At 67.7% G+C, this 17,347-nt stretch carries 20 protein-coding genes; 14 read left to right on the top strand and 6 right to left on the bottom strand.

The genetic code is table 11. The annotated features are described in order from the left end of the window. Positions 1-71 precede the first annotated feature (71 nt). From FB562_RS07395 to FB562_RS07440, 10 genes are all read left to right on the top strand, one after another. Positions 72-1,010, top strand: coding sequence for a VOC family protein (locus FB562_RS07395; protein ID WP_141880515.1), 939 nt, complete (start codon positions 72-74; stop codon positions 1,008-1,010). A gap of 60 nt (positions 1,011-1,070) precedes the next feature. Continuing rightward, complete coding sequence (locus FB562_RS07400) at positions 1,071-1,835, top strand: SDR family NAD(P)-dependent oxidoreductase (RefSeq protein WP_141880516.1); 765 nt, start codon at positions 1,071-1,073, stop codon at positions 1,833-1,835. Beyond that, complete coding sequence (locus FB562_RS07405; protein WP_141880517.1) at positions 1,832-3,223, top strand: FAD-binding oxidoreductase; 1,392 nt, start codon at positions 1,832-1,834, stop codon at positions 3,221-3,223. The genes FB562_RS07400 and FB562_RS07405 overlap by 4 nt, the downstream gene beginning before the upstream one ends. A 10-nt stretch (positions 3,224-3,233) precedes the next feature. Continuing rightward, a complete protein-coding gene (locus tag FB562_RS07410; RefSeq protein WP_141880518.1) occupies positions 3,234-3,740 on the top strand; it encodes an RpiB/LacA/LacB family sugar-phosphate isomerase in 507 nt (168 codons plus the stop codon). 45 nt (positions 3,741-3,785) lie between these two features. Next, on the top strand, positions 3,786-4,712 hold the full coding sequence (locus FB562_RS07415; protein WP_141880519.1) for an NADP-dependent oxidoreductase: 927 nt from the start codon (positions 3,786-3,788) through the stop codon (positions 4,710-4,712). Between the two features lie 22 nt (positions 4,713-4,734). After that, positions 4,735-5,001 (top strand): hypothetical protein, encoded by a 267-nt coding sequence (locus tag FB562_RS07420; protein WP_141880520.1) that lies wholly within the window; start codon positions 4,735-4,737, stop codon positions 4,999-5,001. A 51-nt stretch (positions 5,002-5,052) separates the two neighbouring features. Further along, positions 5,053-5,346: a putative quinol monooxygenase gene (locus FB562_RS07425; RefSeq protein ID WP_141880521.1), complete on the top strand. Its 294-nt coding sequence runs from the start codon at positions 5,053-5,055 to the stop codon at positions 5,344-5,346. A gap of 12 nt (positions 5,347-5,358) precedes the next feature. Continuing rightward, positions 5,359-6,324, top strand: coding sequence for a fumarylacetoacetate hydrolase family protein (locus FB562_RS07430; RefSeq protein WP_141880522.1), 966 nt, complete (start codon positions 5,359-5,361; stop codon positions 6,322-6,324). Then, positions 6,321-7,712: an NAD-dependent succinate-semialdehyde dehydrogenase gene (locus tag FB562_RS07435; protein WP_141880523.1), complete on the top strand. Its 1,392-nt coding sequence runs from the start codon at positions 6,321-6,323 to the stop codon at positions 7,710-7,712. Before FB562_RS07430 ends, FB562_RS07435 begins: the two co-directional genes overlap by 4 nt. Before the next feature lie 74 nt (positions 7,713-7,786). Then, positions 7,787-8,716: a LysR family transcriptional regulator gene (locus FB562_RS07440; RefSeq protein ID WP_185740476.1), complete on the top strand. Its 930-nt coding sequence runs from the start codon at positions 7,787-7,789 to the stop codon at positions 8,714-8,716. A 198-nt stretch (positions 8,717-8,914) separates the two neighbouring features. On the opposite strand, the gene FB562_RS07445 is transcribed toward FB562_RS07440, so the two are convergent. Both FB562_RS07445 and FB562_RS07450 read right to left on the bottom strand, forming a co-directional pair. Then, complete coding sequence (locus FB562_RS07445) at positions 8,915-9,550, bottom strand: FMN reductase (RefSeq protein ID WP_141880525.1); 636 nt, start codon at positions 9,548-9,550, stop codon at positions 8,915-8,917. After that, positions 9,547-10,677, bottom strand: coding sequence for an LLM class flavin-dependent oxidoreductase (locus FB562_RS07450; protein ID WP_141881135.1), 1,131 nt, complete (start codon positions 10,675-10,677; stop codon positions 9,547-9,549). Before FB562_RS07450 ends, FB562_RS07445 begins: the two co-directional genes overlap by 4 nt. Before the next feature lie 144 nt (positions 10,678-10,821). Here FB562_RS07450 and FB562_RS07455 point away from each other — a divergent pair, with 144 nt between their 5' ends. Both FB562_RS07455 and FB562_RS07460 read left to right on the top strand, forming a co-directional pair. Next, a complete protein-coding gene (locus FB562_RS07455; RefSeq protein WP_141880526.1) occupies positions 10,822-11,880 on the top strand; it encodes a M4 family metallopeptidase in 1,059 nt (352 codons plus the stop codon). Further along, complete coding sequence (locus FB562_RS07460; protein ID WP_141880527.1) at positions 11,880-12,188, top strand: protealysin inhibitor emfourin; 309 nt, start codon at positions 11,880-11,882, stop codon at positions 12,186-12,188. The genes FB562_RS07455 and FB562_RS07460 overlap by 1 nt, the downstream gene beginning before the upstream one ends. A 140-nt stretch (positions 12,189-12,328) precedes the next feature. On the opposite strand, the gene rpsO is transcribed toward FB562_RS07460, so the two are convergent. Beyond that, entirely contained in the window at positions 12,329-12,598 is a 270-nt protein-coding gene (rpsO, locus tag FB562_RS07465; protein WP_141880528.1) for a 30S ribosomal protein S15, read from the bottom strand. 122 nt (positions 12,599-12,720) lie between these two features. On the opposite strand from rpsO, the gene FB562_RS07470 reads away from it, so the two are divergent. Both FB562_RS07470 and FB562_RS07475 read left to right on the top strand, forming a co-directional pair. Beyond that, entirely contained in the window at positions 12,721-13,485 is a 765-nt protein-coding gene (locus tag FB562_RS07470; RefSeq protein ID WP_246081382.1) for a lysophospholipid acyltransferase family protein, read from the top strand. Between the two features lie 10 nt (positions 13,486-13,495). Then, positions 13,496-14,263, top strand: a complete 768-nt coding sequence (locus tag FB562_RS07475) for an SDR family NAD(P)-dependent oxidoreductase (protein ID WP_141880529.1) — start codon at positions 13,496-13,498, stop codon at positions 14,261-14,263. 14 nt (positions 14,264-14,277) lie between these two features. Here the strand turns inward: FB562_RS07475 and FB562_RS07480 are convergent, their stop codons facing one another. The 3 genes from FB562_RS07480 to FB562_RS07490 all read right to left on the bottom strand — a co-directional run bounded on the left by FB562_RS07480 (position 14,278) and on the right by FB562_RS07490 (position 17,305). Continuing rightward, the gene (locus tag FB562_RS07480) at positions 14,278-15,108 is read right to left on the bottom strand and encodes a nuclease-related domain-containing protein (RefSeq protein WP_185740477.1); all 831 of its coding nucleotides are present in this window, start codon (positions 15,106-15,108) and stop codon (positions 14,278-14,280) included. 373 nt (positions 15,109-15,481) lie between these two features. Then, positions 15,482-16,141 carry an alpha/beta hydrolase gene (locus FB562_RS07485; RefSeq protein ID WP_185740478.1) on the bottom strand — a complete coding sequence of 220 codons (660 nt, stop codon included), beginning with the start codon at positions 16,139-16,141 and terminating at the stop codon, positions 15,482-15,484. A 21-nt stretch (positions 16,142-16,162) separates the two neighbouring features. Continuing rightward, complete coding sequence (locus FB562_RS07490) at positions 16,163-17,305, bottom strand: acyl-CoA dehydrogenase family protein (RefSeq protein ID WP_141880532.1); 1,143 nt, start codon at positions 17,303-17,305, stop codon at positions 16,163-16,165. Positions 17,306-17,347: the final 42 nt, after the last annotated feature.

A 17,347-nucleotide genomic window follows, 5' to 3' on the forward strand; every position in this document is an offset into this window, starting at 1 on the left:
ACCGCCCGAACCTACGATCGAGAGTGCCGGCAGGCGCAGGGTTGCGCCGTCGCAGGAGAAGGAGCCCCACGATGACCGACCGCCTCATCACCCATTTGCGATACCTCGCGCTGGCGATGCCGAACCTCGACACCGAGCTCGAGTTCTTCACGAAGTACTGGGGGCTCACCCAGGTCGACCGCGTCGATGACACCGTGTACCTGGCCGCGGAGGGTTCCCCCGAGCAGTTCATCGTGCGCCTGCGCAAGGCCGAGAAGCGCATCGATGTCATCGCCTTCGGCGCGGCGAACCGCGACGACGTGCACGCCCTGCATGACAGCCTCGCAGCGAAGGGTGTGCAGATCGTTCACGAGCCGCGCGAACTCACCCAGCCGGGCGGCGGCTACGGTTTCAGGTTCTTCGACCTCGACGGTCGCACGATCGAGATCTCGTCTGACGTCGCCGTACGCGCGCACCGCAGGATCGAGTCACGCGAGCCCATCCCGGTGCGCCTCTCGCACGTCGTCGTCAACTCGGCCAACGCATCCGCCCTGCGCGAATGGTACGAGGAGCACCTCGGCTTCGCGCTGAGCGATGTGCTGTTCAGCCAGAAGATGGGCGACCTCATGTACTTCATGCGCTGCAACGAGCACCACCACTCGTTCGCGATCGCTCAGGGCCCCCACAACTCTCTTCACCACGCATCGTTCGAGATGCGCGGAATCGAGGAGTGGATGCGCGGCACCGGCAAGATCCTGCGCAGCGGCGCCCGCATGGTGTGGGGCCCCGGCCGGCACAACGCCGGCGACAACACCTTCGCCTACTTCATCGACCCGGCAGGCAACACGCTCGAATACACGACCGAGTTGGCGATCATCCAGGACGAGGACAACTGGCACCCCAGCCGCCTCGACGTGGACCTGACGACGACGCAGGATCAGTGGGGCACCGCCAACGAGATGAACGAGTACGTCGCGAGGGAGTCGTTCAACGACATCGACAAGGGCATGTTCGTCGCACCGCCCGTCTGATCTGGCTCTGTCACACCCTTCAGCGCAGCACGACTGCACCCACTCGATGAGGAGGACGCCTTGGCACGACTCGATGGAAAGATCGCGCTCATCACCGGAATCGGCGGAGGCATGGGCCGCGCCGCAGCACTCCGTTTCACTCAGGAGGGCGCCCGCGTCGTCGGCTGCGACCTCTTCGAGGAGGGTGCCGCCGAGACGGTGCGCCTCGTGCGCGAGGCCGGCGGGGAGATCGAGAACTTCGCGCCCGTCGATCTGTCGGATGCCGCGGCGTCAGCCGAATGGGTGGATGCTGCGGCGGCCGTGTACGGCGGCATCGACATCCTCTACAACAACGCCTCGACCCCCCGCTTCGGAGCCGTCGACGAGATCTCGATCGAGGACTGGGACTTCACGATCGACAACGAGCTCAACCTCGTCTTCTACGCCTGCAGGGCGGCCTGGCCCCATCTGAAGAAGCGCGGCGGCGTCATCGTCAACGTCGGGTCGATCGCGGGCACGCGCGGCGTCGAGTTCATGCCCCAGAACGCGCACGGCACCGCGAAGGCCGGCGTCATCAACCTGACCCAGCAACTCGCCGTCGAGGGTGGCCCGCACGGCATCCGCGTCGTCTGCGTCAGCCCGGGCTTCACCGTCACCCCGTCGACGGCCTGGCTCGTCGAGTCGGGGCCGCAACCACTGCTGGACAATCTCGCCCGCATCCCGCTCGGACGGGTGGGCCAACCGGAGGACATCGTGAACGCAAGCCTCTTTCTCGCCTCAGACGAGGCATCCTGGATCACCGGCATCAATGTCGTCGTCGACGGCGGAGGGTCGGTGCTGGGATGATCATCGACACGGATCTCGAGTTCACGGGCCGCATCGTCACGCCGGATGCCCCGGACTGGGACGACGCCCGCGTCGGACGCATGTTCAACGGGCGCCGCCCGGGCCGCCAGCCTGCAGCGGTTCTCGTCGCCGAGAACGAGCAGGACATCGTCAACGGCGTCAGGCTCGCGCGTGCCAACGGCTGGTCGGTCGTGACCCGCTCCGGCGGTCACTCCTGGGCAGGCTGGACGGTTCAGGACGGAACCCTGCTGATCGACATCGGCAATCTGCAGGACATCCGCTACGACGACGAGACCAAGATCGTGAGCGCGCAGCCCGCGGTCAAGGGCGGCGACGTTCTCTCCCCCTTCCTCGAGGAGCGCGGCCGCTTCTTCAACGGTGGCCACTGCCCCTCCGTCGGCATCGGCGGCTTCCTGCTCCAGGGCGGCCAGGGCTGGAACCAGCGCGGATGGGGCTGGGCTGCCGAAAGCGTCGTCGCAATCGATGTCGTCACGGCAGAGGGCATCCTCGTGCGTGCCGACGAGAAGGAGAACAGCGACCTGTTCTGGGCCGCCCGCGGTGCGGGCCCCGCCTTCCCTGGCGTCGTCACCCGTTTCCACCTCGCGACGCGGGAGAAGTTCGGGTTCCTCGGCCACACGGTGCAGGCCTTCGAGCTCGATGACTTCAGCCCCGTCATGACGTGGCTGTACGAGACGCACAAGAGCGTGTCGACGGATGTCGAGATCGTCGCCGTCAGCACCCCGACTCCCCTGCCCGACGGCACGGAGCGCCGAGTGCTGCTCGTCACCGCGGTCGCGCTCGTCGCCGACAGGGCAGCCGCGGAGGAGGCGCTCGCCCCGTTCGCCGCGAATCCGTATCTCGATCGCGCCGTCTTCTCCTTCCACTGCAAGGAGTCGTCGCTCGCCGAGCAGCGAGCACAGCAGGAGCTGCAGAACCCCGAGCACTGGCAGTACCTCACCGACAACGCGTGGGTTCAGGGCGACGACCATGCCGACGTCGTCGAGCACATCCGCCCGCTGTTCGCCGACATCCCGACCGAGCGCGGCTTTGCGATCTGGATGAGCAACGGGCCGACGCGCGAGCTGCCCGACATGGCCTTCTCGCTGCAGACAGAGGCCTACGTCGCCTCGTACACCGTCTACGAGGACCCGACCGAGTTCCAACGCAACCGCGACTGGCTGAACGGTGCCTTCGAACACGCCCAGCCGGTCACCGCCGGTCAGTACCTGGGCGACAGCGACATGACCAACCGCCAGCTCAAGTTCATGGGCACCGAACAGTTCGCCAAGCTTCAGCAGATCTGGGCTGATCGCGACCCCGACGGCCGCTTCGTGAGATACCTTGCGAAGGACCCCGCAACCGTCAACCGCAACCACTGGCAGCTCTAAGGAGAATCGGATGCGCATCCATCTGGCCGCAGACCACGCCGGCTATCAGCTGGGCCGGGCCCTTGAGGCCTCGCTCAGCGCATCCGGTCATGACGTCCTCTGGCACGGGGCAGCCGCCTACGACGAGGGCGACGACTACCCGCCGTTCGCGATCGCTGTGGCCCACGCGGTCATAGAAGACGAGGATGCCGGAGTCGAGGCCCGCGGCGTCGTCGTCGGTGCCACGGGCGCAGGCGAGAACATCGCAGCCAACAAGGTGAACGGTGCTCGGGCTGTGACCGGCCTCTCGATCGATTTCGTGACGGCCGCCCGCCTCCGCGTCGACGCGAACATCGTCACGCTCGGCGTCGACTTCGTCGACGAGGCGCTGGCGACCTCGCTTGTGGCCACACTCGTGGATGCCCCCTTCGGGGTCGAGACCGGTGACGTTCGCCGCATCATGAACACCGCCGAATACGAGAATGCCGGCACGATCGAAGGCTGGAACGCCCAAGAGTTCGACAACATCGCCGACTAGCCGCGATCATCTCCCACCGGCATCCACCTTCTGTAAGGAGACCCCATGCCCCAGGCCGTTCGCTATGACGAGTTCGGACCGCGCGATGTCCTGTACATCGCAGAAGAAGCCCGCACGGAACCCGGAACGGGCGAGGTCTCCATCGCCGTGCAGGCAGTGGGGCTGAACCCGTTCGACATGAAGGCCCGAATGGGAGTCATTCCCTTCGCCGACCCGGGATTTCCGCGCGGCATCTGCAGTGACTTCGCCGGCGTGGTCGACGCCGCCGGTGCTGATGCACGCTACTTCGACGGAACAGCCATCACCATCGGTGACGAGGTGCTCGGCTGGGGCGATGGCACGCTCCGCGAGCAACTTCTCGTGACGGCCGGCCACATCGTGAAGAAACCCGAAGGCGTGCCGTGGGAGGTCGCCGGCTCGCTGACGACGCCCGGGCTGACCGCGCAGGCGTCGATCGACACCCTCGACATCGGCGCGGGCGACACCGTGCTCGTCAGCGCCGCAGCCGGTGCCGTCGGCATCCTCTATTCACAGCTCGCCATCGCCCGCGGCGCCACCGTCGTCGGTACCGCGAGCGAACGCAACCACGAACTGCTGCGCTCCCTCGGCGTCATCCCCGTGACCTACGGCGACGGCCTCGTCGAGCGCGTGCGCGCGGCTGCCCCCGATGGCGTGACGGCGGCGCAGGACAACTTCGGTCGCGAGACCATCGACGCGGCCCTCGCCCTCGGCCTTCCGCCCCAGCGCATCTGCGGGATCGTCGACCATGCGGCCACGGCCGAGCTGGGACTCGCCAGCCCGGGACGCTACGTACGGTCGCCTGCGACGCTGCTGCGCCTGGCCGAGGCTTGTCGCTCCGGCGACCTCATGCTGCCTGTGCAGAAGGTGTTCGGCCTCGACGGGCTCGACGCGGCCTTCGAACTGCTCGAGGGTCGTCACCTGAGCGGCAAGGTCGTCATCGCGATGGCATAGCTGCCGTGCATGACTTCCATCGATGATCTCGCATGGCCCGGATGCGAGCCTCAGCGCTGAGGCGCAGACGGCACTTGACACGGCATACGAGGGCATCGGCAGCGACCTCGCCGACCTCACCGCGGTGACCCCCGAGTCGGGCAGGGTGCTCTACGTCGTCTCGTGCGGCGAGCAGGTTCCCAGCTGTGCGGTTCCCGCGGCGGGCGTCAAGTCAGCGGCTGACAGCGATGCATTCGGTGATGCCAGTCATCCACCGGGCCTATTTCCGCGCCACGCAGGCTCGCCATAGCGTGGTGAACACGACGACGAGGATCGCCCCGTCACCACGAAAGGACACACCATGGCCATCGTTCTGAGCGCCACCTGGATCGCCAAAGAGGGCAGCGAGGAGACCGTTCGCGAAGCCCTCGAGCACCTCGCCCCCGCCTCACGCACCGAGGAGGGCAACATCTACTACCAGGCCTACCAGGACCCGGCAGAGCCCCGCGTGTTCCGCATCTTCGAGGTCTACAAGGACGACGCCGCAGTGAAGGCACACACCGAGTACGAGCACTTCACGCAGTGGGCGGCAGGCCAGGCCATCCCCGCCCTCGAGGAGCGCAAGCGCGACTTCTACGAGACCCTCGACTACTAAGAAACCCTCACCATGAAGATCGCCCGGTACGAGCACAACGGATTCCCACACGTGGGAATCGTGAACCACGGCAAGGTCAACTCCCTGCCGGACGGAACCGATGTCCTCGAGACGTTGAACCTTCCCCTGGATGCGCAGTACCGCCTCCAGGCGAGCGCGGGACGCCACCACCGGGTTCCCCTCGAGGATGTGCGCTTCCTGCCACCCATCGAGCCGCGGGCCATGCGCGACTTCGTGGCGTTCGAGGCGCACATCACGGGCATGAAGAAGGCAGAGCCGGGCGACGGCAGTGTTCCCGAGGCCTGGTACGAGGCCCCGGCCTTCCTCTTCATGAACCCGTGGTCGCTGACCGCACCGGGCGCCGACATCCCCATGCCGCCGCTCACGAAGGCGCTCGACTACGAGGTCGAGGTCGCCGCGATCGTGGGCACCGCAGCCCGTGACGTCACGCCAGAGCAGGCACGCGAGCACATCGTCGGCTACGCGATCTTCAACGACTGGTCTGCCCGCGACATCCAGGGCCGTGAGATGCAGGTCGGCCTCGGCCCGTCGAAGGGCAAGGACTTCGCGAACACGCTGGGCCCATGGATCACGACGCCCGACGAGCTGGAGAAGTTCCGGCTCGCGGATGGGCGACTCGATCTCGAGATGAGCGTCACCATCAACGGCGTTCAGACCGGCAGCGACAGGCTCTCGAACCTGTCCTGGACCTTCGAAGAGCTCGTCTCGCACGCCTCCCGCGATGCCTGGGTCGGAGCGGGCGACGTGCTCGCGACCGGAACCTGCGCATCCGGCTCCCTCGCGGAGCTGTGGGGTCGTGCCGGCAGGCAGGACCCGCCGCCCCTCACAGTCGGCGACGTCATCAGCATCACCGTTCAGGGCCTCGGAACCCTCACCAACCGCATCAGCCCTCAGACCAGCACGGGAGTGCCCGTGCCGCCCGCATGGAGCCGGCGCCAGCCCAAGGAATCACCATGACCTCAGCATCCATCGCCCTCATCGACCCCAGCACCGGCGATTCTCTCGGCAGCGTTCCCGCCCTCGACCGCGACGAACTCGACGCAGCCCTCAGCGAGACGCTCGCAGCCCAGCGCGCCTGGCGCACGACCTCACTCGCCGAACGCAGTGAACTGCTCAGAAACGTGGCCCGGATGCTGCGCGACGAGGTCGAAGACCATGCGACGCTGATCAGCCGAGAGATGGGCAAGCCCGTCACCGAGGCTCGGGCAGAAGTGCTCAAGTGCGCGACAACGTGCGACTTCTACGCCGATCATGCGGAGGAGTTCCTCTCCCCCAAGGCCGTCGAGACGGAGGCGGCGACCTCGTTCGTTGCCTACGAACCGCTCGGCGTCGTACTCGCCGTCATGCCCTGGAACTTCCCGTACTGGCAGGTCATCCGCTTCGCCGCGCCGACGCTGACCGCGGGCAACGGCGGGCTGCTCAAGCACGCCTCCAATGTGACGGGCTCCGCCCTCGCGATCGAGAGCCTGTTCGAGCGCGCCGGCTACCCGAAGGGCCTGCTGCGCACCCTCGTACTCGCCGACCACAGCCTCGTGAACGAGATCATCGCAGACGTCCGCGTCGCCGCCGTCACCCTCACCGGAAGTGAGAAGGCCGGAGCATCCGTCGCCGAAGCCGCAGGTCGCGCCCTCAAGAAGACGGTGCTCGAGCTGGGCGGATCCGACCCATTCGTCATCCTCGCCGACGCCGACATCGCCGCCGTGACACCGCTCGCCGTGCGCGCACGCTTCGTCAACACCGGCCAGAGCTGCCTGTGCGCCAAACGTTTCATCGTCGAAGGCGACGTCATCGACAGGTTCGAGGCGGGTCTCAAGACCGCCGTCGAAGCGCTGAAGATCGGCGAACCGCTCGACGACGCGACCCAGATCGGCCCGCTCGCCAAGCCCTCGTTCATCGACGACATCGACCGCCAGGTACAGGAGTCGATCGCCATGGGCGCACGCCTCGTCACAGGTGGGTACCGCATCGACGGACCGGGCAACTACTACGCGCCGACGGTGCTCGCCGACGTCACCCCCGACATGCCGGTATTCCGCGAGGAGACCTTCGGGCCCGTTCTCGCGCTCGTCAGAGCCGACAGCCCGGCACACGCGATCGAACTCGCCGACGACTCACAGTACGGGCTCGCCGCCAGCGTCTGGACCGCGGACATGCAGGCCGGCATCGACCTCGGCCTCGGCATCGAATCGGGAGCGCTCTTCGTCAACGGCGTCGTCGTCTCCGACCCGCGGCTGCCATTCGGTGGCGTCAAACTCAGCGGCTACGGCCGGGAGCTCTCGGTCGAGGGCATCCGCGAATTCACCAATGTGCGCTCGGTGTGGGCAGGAGCAATGCCGCGCGCCTGAGCATCCGCGACCTAGACTTGATGAGGCGGCACCAGCGGCAACACCACCGCGGCCGCAGAAGGAAGCGCAGCGCCGTGCCCGATCTCCACAGAGTCGATTCGAACCTGATCGTCGTGCTCGACGCGATCCTCAGCGAGAAGAACCTGACCAGGGCCGGCGAACTCATCGGCATGACCCAACCCGCCGTCAGCGGCGCACTGGCGCGGCTGCGGCAGCAGTACGACGACCCGCTGCTCGTACGCACGGGTCGAAGCTATGAGCTCACGCCGAAGGCCGAAGCGCTCCTCCCCGTCGTCGAGGAGGCGATGGCCGAGATCGCCCGAACACTCGAGGTGCTGCCGACGTTCGACCCCGAGACGAGCACCCGCACCTTCCTCGTCTCAGCCTCCGACTATGTGCTCTCCGTCATGACGGCGCCGCTGCTCGAGCTGCTGGGCCAGCAGGCGCCCGGCACGGGTGTGAGCTTCGAGGCGCTGCCAACGGAACAGATCGTCTCACCCAACGACCTCCTGCGCCGCGACGTCTTCGTCACAGGAACGGGGCGTGGGGTCCCCGGAAAACGCCAGTCACTGTTCAGCGATCGATTCGTCTGCATAGCGGATGCCCGCAATCCGCGACTACGCGAGGGCGCGCTCTCGCTCGCCGATCTGGCCGAACTGCGGCACGTCATGAGCAACTTCGGCGAACTCGCGCTCACCCACGTCGACGACATGCTCTCATCGGCGGGGATCGCGCCGAAGGTCGGGGTGAGTGTGCAGGGCTTCCTGCCCGTGCCGTTCATGGTGAGCGGAACCGCCATGATCGGTCACGTTCCGGAGCGGCTCGCGCTGCTGCACCGCGAGAGTCTCGGACTCACGATCGCCGAGACGCCTCTCAACGCGTCGACGCTCATCGAGGCGGCCCACTGGCATCCGTCGAAGAACGACGACCCCGCCATCGAGTGGCTCGTGGGCGTGCTGCGCAAGGCCGCCGAACTCATCGAGTTCGGCGACGACGCGGAATAGCTGCGGGCTGAGGTCGATCGCGGGCGAGGTTTCGAGACGCTCGTTCCTCGCTCCTCAACCAGCGAGGTTTCCCGCGGGCTGAGGTCGATCGCGGGCGAGGTTTCGAGACGCTCGTTCCTCGCTCCTCAACCAGCGAGGTTTCCCGCGGGTTGAGGAGCGAGGAACGAGGTCGTCTCGAAACCCAGACCCCCCGACAACTCAGTCGATGACGTACGCGCCTGTCGGGCTGAACGATGCGTCGAGCGCGAACGGGTCGCGCACCTCGGTGGAGCGGGTCGACACGGCGACGAGCGCTGAGAGCTCGCCCGCGGCGCGCTCGACACGGTCGTGCAGCGTCTTGACCTTGTCTCCGCTGTCGCCCCAGTCGGCGGATGCCGCGAAGACGCCGGTCGGCGTGACGACCGAGTGCAGGTAGGTGAACAGCGGGCGAAGGGCGTAGTCGAGCACAAGCGAATGCCGTGCCGTTCCCGCGGTCGCGCCGATGACGACCGGCATGTCGACGAGGGCCTGGTTGTCGATCACGTCGAAGAACGACTTGAACAGGCCGTTGTAGCTCGTGGTGAAGACCGGCGTGACGACGATCAGGCCGTCGGCGGTGGTGACCTTCTCGATGACGTCCTCGAGCTTCGGGCTCGGGAAGCCGGTGAGCATGTTGTTGGTCACATCCTGTGCCGTGTCGCGCAGCTCGAAGGTGTCGACCGTGACATCGAAGCCCTGCTCCTCGAGCCTGGCGACGGTGGAGTCCGCGATCCTGTCTGCGAGCATCCGAGTCGACGACGGCTTGCTGAGCCCCGCCGATACGACGGCGATCCTGCGTGCTCTGTTCTCGGTCATCGCTGTGCCTCCACGGTCTCTTCTGCCTTCTCTGCTGCGTCGACGACTGCGGATGTTGCCGCCGCAGCCACGAGCGCGTCGTGCGTGGGCGCATCCGGAACATTCGTCGGACGGTTGTTCGCGAACTCCTTGCGCAGCACGGGAACGACCTCGCCGCCGAGCAGGTCGAGCTGCTCGAGCACGGTCTTCAGCGGAAGCCCGGCGTGGTCCATGAGCCAGAGCTGGCGCTGGTAGTCGCCGACGTAGTCGCGGAAGCCGAGTGTGCGGTCGATGACCTGCTGCGGGCTGCCGACGGTCAGCGGGGTCTGCGAGGAGAACTCCTCGAGGCTCGGCCCGTTGCCGTAGACCGGCGCCTGGTCGAAGTACGGGCGGAACTCGTTGACGGCGTCCTGCGAGTTCTTGCGCATGAACGCCTGCCCACCGAGGCCGACGATCGCCTGGGCCGCGGTGCCGTGACCGTAGTGCTCGAAGCGCTGACGGTAGAAGCCGACCATCTTGGCGGTGTGGCTGCCCGGCCAGAAGATGTGGTTCGAGAAGAAACCGTCACCGTAGTAGGCGGCCTGCTCGGCGATCTCGGGGCTGCGGATGCTGCCGTGCCAGACGAAGGGCGGCACACCGTCGAGCGGGCGCGGCGTGGACTGGAAGCCCTGCAGCGGGGTGCGGAACTCGCCCTCCCAGTCGACGTAGTCCTCACGCCACAGGCGGCGCAGCAGCGCGTACTTCTCGAGCGCGAGCGGGATGCCCTGACGGATGTCCTCGCCGAACCAGGGGTAGACGGGGCCGGTGTTGCCGCGGCCGAGTGTGAGGTCCATGCGGCCACCAGAGAGGTGCTGCAGCACGGCGTAGTCCTCGGCGAGGCGCACGGGGTCGTTGGTGGTGATGAGCGTGGTCGCGGTCGAGAGGATGAGCTTCTCGGTCTTGGCGGCCAGCCAGCTGTTGATGGCGACGGGGCTGGAGGGGAAGAACGGCGGGTTGTGGTGCTCGCCCATCGCGAAGACGTCGAGTCCGACATCTTCTGCGTGCTGGGCGATGGTCAGCACGTCCTGCAGGCGCGAAGCGTCCGTCGGCGTGTGGCCTGTGGTCGGGTCGGTGGTGATGTCTCCGACACTGAAGATGCCGAACTGCATCGCGTTGGTCATCCTGGACTCCTTCTATTTCAATGCGTTTGCATGTATATCCAGCATAACGCGCTCTGGCCGCGGTTATTCCCATGAATTTCAGACAGCCAGAACTCCCCGTGCATTGACAGCCGCAGGTGGCAGTATCAGGACATGCGCTGCGCGATCGTACCGCCCTATCTACTGGCCCGCATCGCCCAGGCCGGCGACTCCCGCTTCGGAGCGGCCGCCGAGGCGGCACGGCGCTCCCTCCTGCACGACGACCCCCTGCGGGCCGTGCGCTGCGAACAACTGCGCGAAGGCATCCGGCAGGCACCGGATGCCCCGGCGACCGTCACACGTGACGCCCGACCGCATCGCGTCGTCTTCGACGCGGGCAATCTGACGGAGCTGCCGGGCAGAGAGGTGCGCGCCGAAGCATCCGATCCCGTCGACGATGTGACCGTCAACGAGGCCTACGACGGCCTCGGCTCCTGCCACCGCTTCTTCTCGGATGCGCTCGGCCGGCTGTCGGTCGATGGCAGGAACATGCCCCTGCACGGAACAGTGCACTACGGCCGCGACTACGACAACGCGTTCTGGGACGGCAGCCGAATGGTGTTCGGAGACGGCGACGGCGAGGTCTTCGGCCGCTTCACCGCATCCCTCAGCGTCATAGGCCACGAACTCGCGCACGGCGTCACCCAGCACACGGCCGGCCTCATCTACGAAGGGCAATCCGGGGCGTTGAACGAGTCGATCTCCGATGTGTTCGGCGCGCTCGTCGAACAGTTCACGCTCGGACAGCAGGCGGATGCCGCGAGCTGGCTGATAGGAGAAGGCCTCTTCACCGAGGAGGTGCAGGGGCGTGCGCTGCGCTCCATGCTCGAGCCCGGCACCGCCTACGACGACGACGTCATCGGCCGAGACCCGCAGCCCGCGCACATGGACGGCTACATCGCGACGCGCGACGACAACGGAGGCGTGCACCTCAACTCGGGCATCCCGAATCGCGCCTTCGCGCTCGCCGCTCTCGCTCTCGGCGGCAACGCCTGGGAGCGGGCGGGCACCATCTGGTACGCCACCCTCACCGGCGGGCTGCCGAGCCGCACCGACTTCGTCGGCTTCGCATCCGCCACCGCCCAGGCGGCCCGCACACTGCACGGCGACGACTCCGCCGAGCATCGTGCCGTCGTCGAGGGCTGGCGTTCGGTGGGAGTCGATTTCGGATGATGACGATCACGATCACCCGCAGCGGCGGCTTCGCGGGCCTCACCAGGGTGTGGACGGTGCAGGTCGACACCCGCCCCGACGCCGATGAATGGCACCAGCTCATCGAGCGCCTGCCCTGGCAGGGCGACGACGCCGCCACAGGAGAGGCGGATCGCTACATCTACAGGGTGCGCTGCAACGAGCGACAGACCACCATCCCCGAGACGAAACTCGTCGGCCCCTGGCGGGAACTGCTCGACCGCGTGCGCGACGCCGACGACACCGGCGCGCGGAGAGAATCGCAGAAGAGGGCCGACGCGGGCGACTGAATTCGTGCCCTGATTCCAGCTCCCGGCATCCGGGGAATGCGAAACGGGCCGCCACCCGAAGGTGACGGCCCGTCCAAGAAGTTCGCGGTGTCATCGATGATCCCCTGTGCGGGGAATCGACGACTCGACTTCGGGAGGAGTTATCGACGCAGGCCGAGACGCTCGATGAGCGAGCGGTAACGGTTGATGTCGACATCCTGCAGGTAGCCGAGCAGTCGGCGGCGCTGGCCGACCAGGAGAAGGAGCCCGCGGCGCGAGTGGTGGTCGTGCTTGTGGTCCTTGAGGTGCTCCGTGAGGTCCTTGATGCGACGCGTCAGCATCGCGACCTGAACCTCGGGGGAACCCGTGTCACCTGGGTGGGTTGCGTACTCGTCGATGATCGCCTTCTTGACGTCTGCTTCGAGTGCCATAGATGGGATCCCCTTTCTCTCGTTGCGCGGTGCCGGTCACAGGATGTGCCGGCTCTCTTTATCCGCGGCCGTCTTCACGGCAACCTCAAGAGTCTAGCAGTTACTCGGATTACGATTGAAGCGTGAAGAAGAGCGAACCGATCTACACGAGCGCGATAGTCGCAGGCAGGAGCCTGTTCGGCTTCTGGAGGCTCAAGCCGAGCGTCACAGGGGCCGCGAACATCCCCGAGCAGGGCGGCGCCGTGCTCGCGATGACACACTTCGGCTATCTCGACTTCGCGCTCGTCGAATGGGTGACGTGGCTGCACAATCGCCGCCGCATCCGCTTCATGGCCAAGAAGGGTGCATTCGACAAGCCCGTCGTCGGCTGGTTGCTGCGCGGCATGCGCCACATCTCGGTCGACATGAAGGCGGGCGCCGCCGCCTACGCCGATGCCGTGGCCGCGCTGCGCTCCGGTGAACTGCTCGGCGTCTTTCCCGAGGCGGGCGTGAGCGCATCGTTCACGGTGCGCGAACTCAAGACGGGGGCGGCACGCCTCGCCGCGGAGGCGGGGGTGCCCATCATCCCGGTCGCCGTGTGGGGCGGCCACCGCCTGCTCACGAAGAATCGCAGGATCAGGGCATCCGAACGCTTCGGGGTTCCCATCAGCTTCACCTTCGGTGCGCCCATCAGCGTCGCGGCCGACAGTGACCCGCGCGAGGTCACCGCCGCACTGCGCACCCTGCTGCAGGGCATGGTCGACTCCGCGCAGGAGAACTACCCGGCAGACGGCGCAGGTGCCTGGTGGCAGCCACGTCACCTCGGCGGCACCGCGCCGACGCCCGACGAGGCCGCCGCATCCGACGCCGAGCGCGACCAGCGACGCGCCGAGCGTGCCGACGGCTAACGTGGGCAGCATGCACAGTCACCGCGATCTCGCACTCGTCACCGGCGCGACCGCGGGTCTCGGCCTCGAATTCTGCCGCCAGCTCGCGGCATCCGGCCATGACCTCGTACTCGTCGCGCGCGATGCGCAGCGTCTGCAGCAGACGGCGGATGCCCTGGCTGGCGAATTCGGCGTCGTCGCGCAGATCCTTCCCGCCGATCTGAGTGACAGGGCCCAGCTCGCCACCGTCGAGGCGCGGCTCTCGGCCACGGAGCATCCGGTGACCGTGCTCGTCAACAATGCCGGCTTCGGGCTCACCCCGCCGTTCGACGCGAACCCTGTCGGCGACGAGCAGCGGCACCTCGACCTCCTCGTCGCGGCGCCCATGCGGCTCGCGCATGCCGCCCTGCAGCAGATGCTCGCGCGTAGCAGCGGCACGATCATCTCCGTGGCGAGCGTCGCCGGCTACACGCCGCGCGGAACATACGGTGCAGCGAAGGCTTGGGTGCTGAGCTTCAGCCGCTGGGCGAACATCCACTATCGGCGCCGCGGCGTCACGGTGACGGCGGTCGCGCCGGGCTTCGTGCGCACCGAATTCCATCAGCGCATGAACGCCCGCACCGACAACATCCCCGAACCGCTGTGGCTGGACGCACCCCGTGTCGTACGCTCGGCCCTTCGGGCGGCATCCCGTGGCAGGGCCGTCGTGGTGCCGTCGCTGCGCTACAAGATCATCGTGTGGTTCGCTGGCTGGCTTCCGAAGCGACTCGTCGCTGCCGGCGCGCTACGAGGGCGCTGACCCGCCCTCCACGCTCATCCGGCGGCGAGCTGGGCGAAGCCGACAGCGACGATCGCGCCGGTCACGAGCAGCGCCGCGGTGAGCAGCCACAGCTGCCGCACGAGCCGAGCCCGCACGACATCGCGACGCAGTGTCTCGAATCTCACGCGCTGTTCGGCGACCTCTCCGATGACGGGCGGATGCTGCCGCCAGTGACGCTCCCCCGCCGCGGCCTGGGCCATCGCCTGGATGCTGTCCGCATCGAGCACGGTCGGCCTGCGCGACAGCCACCGCGACAGACGCGCAGAGTGGAGCACGACGACATCGCGGGGCAGTTCCCTCACGGCGAGCGTCTCCGGGTCGACGAGGGCGAGAATGCCGACGACCTCAACCTCCGAGCCGGTCGCGGCGGAGAGCAGGGCCTCCGCCCGCCCCATCCCCAGCTCGACGTCACGCACGAAGGGTTGGCGGTGGCCCGAGACGATCGCCGTGCGCCCCGAGATCCAGACGGACTGGCCGGAGGTGTTCTCCGTCATGATCGTGAAGACGCCGCCCGGGCCGATCGCCACATGGTCGACGCCGGCCCCATCGGCGGATTCCGGCACCGAGTAGAGCAGCGTCCACTCCGCGCCGAGCTCATCGAGGGCGCGCGCGACCTCGAGCTCGCCCAGCGCACCCCAGAAACGGGGGCGGCTCGCTTCGCTCAGCGGGCTGTGACCCACAAAGCGCGCCCAGCGTGATCGTGCAGGCACAGCATCCTGAGCTCTCAGGAACTCCTCTATGGCGCTCGCCGCGGGCGTTCCGCCGGCAGGGCGTCCACCCTGCTGATCACCCCGTCGACTGTTCAGCGCATCGCTGCCGCTCATCGCGCCCTGTTCCGCCACCTGTCTGCGGCCGATCCCCGCCGCCCACCATGGGCACCGCTGCTTCAGCTTGCCTCTTCGCGGCCCCCAGCGCCATCCCCTCATTGTGGGATGCCTCGGGTGACCGCTGCTCCGCTATGTGCGAATCCTAAGTCCGGCGAACAGGCCTTGACACCTGCGGGCGGTCGTCGCATGCTGGAGGCAGATCAACTCATCGCCCGGAAGTGCCGCACCAAGTGCCGCGCCGGGCGATGAGTCCTTTAACCGGTCCTGTCACCGGATGCCCCGCATCCGCCGTCGCGAGTCGTTTTCGGCGGTCCGAGGATGCGATTGCGGGCTCGAATCGCCGAAAACCCCTCAGAGCGACGGATGCGCTTCAGGCGCCGCCGGCCGGGAACAGGGTCGCCGCGAGGAACTCGCGCACATCGACGATCTCGTCCGCCGAGATGCCGTGCCCCACTCCCGGGTACAGTTCCGCCCGAAGGGTGGAGTGACCCGGCAGCCACTGCTCGGTGAAGTCGATCGCGCCCGCCGTGATGACGGGGTCGGCGGCGTCACGCCCCCAGAACATGCGCGGGCGCAGCTCGGCCAGGCGGTCGTCGGCCGGAGCCTCCCCGCGCACGGCGAAGCCGGACAGGTTCACGAACGCGGCGAAGCGTTCCGGCTCAGTGCGCATGAGGTGGGTCGTCAATGCCCCACCCTGGCTGAAGCCGACGGATGCGACGCGGCCGACGGGAGAGACACGGTCGAGCCAGGCGAGAATACCGCGCGTGGCGGCGAGCACCGCGGCCGGATCGGGCAGGCCGGGCTCCGCCGGAGGAAACCAGGTGTAGCCGTTGCCGCCCGGGAACGGATGGGGTGCCCGCAGCGATGCGTACACGGCTCCGGGCACGAGGTGGGGCACGAGGCTGAGCAGGTCGAGCTCGTGCGATCCCCGCCCGTGCAGCAGCAGAACGAGGGGGCGCTCCCTCAGCGTCTCCTGCGGTTCCGACCAGGCGATCGCCGCCTCGTCGATCTCCACGATGTCGTCGCCCATGAGCATCCTCTTTCTGTCGTCTCAGTCTGCGATCGGCCCAAGCAGGGCTGTCGCCACGGTGGAGTGCACCGAATCTTCGTTGCTCGGGTGGAACCCGCCGGCGAGCACGTCACGGTAGAGCCTGCCGAGTTCGCTCGAGTTGCGGTAGGAGGAGCCGCCGGCCACCCGCACCGCCTGCTCGACCATGTAGCGGGCGTTCTGTGTGGCCCTCAGCTTCATGCCGGTGAGCGCCCGGAACCATTGGTCACCGCGGTCGGCCTTCTCGTCAACGTCGCGGGCGAGCGCGTCGAGCTGCGGCACGATCGCATCCTGCGCGATGGCGGCGTCGGCGAGCTTCCAGCGGGTGTCCGGGTTCTGGTCGCCGCTCTGGCCCGTTTTGGCGGAGCGGCGCGAGCGGGCCGCCTCCACCCCGAGCTCGAGCGCACGCTGGCCGACCCCCACATACACGGAGGAGACGAGCAGAAGAAAGTTGGTGAAGATGGCGAAGACCAGCGGATGCCCGCTCGGTCCGGTCTCGCGGCGGCCGAACACGCGGTCTGCCGCGGCGACCGCCCCGTGCAGTCTCGTGGTGTTGCTCTGGGTGGCGCGCATGCCGATCGTGTCCCAGTCGTCGAGCGTCTCGATGCCGTCACCGCGTTCGAGGAAGGCGTGCACGAGTTTGGGCGCGTCTGCCGATTCGCTGTCGAGGCCGAAGACCCCGAGCCGGGTCCAGACGGGGGCGAGACTGGTGAAGATCTTTGTTCCGGTGAACGCGTAGCCGCCGTCGGGCAGCGGTCGTGCCTCCGTCGAGCTGCCGAAGAGCACCAGGTCGTTGCCGGGCTCGCTGATGCCGAAGGCGAAGATCTCCCCCTCTGCGGCCTCCGTGAGCACGTGGTCGAGGCTGGTGTCGCCCCTGTCGCGCAGCACCTTCGCGACGCCCGTCCAGATGAGGTGCATGTTCACGGCGAGGGCCGTCGCGGGGGCTGCCGCCGCGAGGCGCGCCTGCTCCCTGGTCGCCTCGACGAGCCCGAGGCCGAGCCCTCCGAGTTCGGCGGGCACGAGCATCCGAAGATAGCCGGCCTGTTTCAGTTCGGCGAGGTCTTCGTGCGGAAACGCGTTCGCGCGGTCGTATCCCGCGGCGCGTTCCCGGATCCTGGTCAGCAGCTCATCGCTCAGCACGGTCACCCGTCCAGCATGTCACGCTTCGCGGGGGCGCGCCGAGCCGAC

Source organism: Homoserinimonas aerilata, from assembly GCF_006716125.1.
Classification (GTDB): Bacteria; Actinomycetota; Actinomycetes; order Actinomycetales; family Microbacteriaceae; genus Homoserinimonas; species Homoserinimonas aerilata.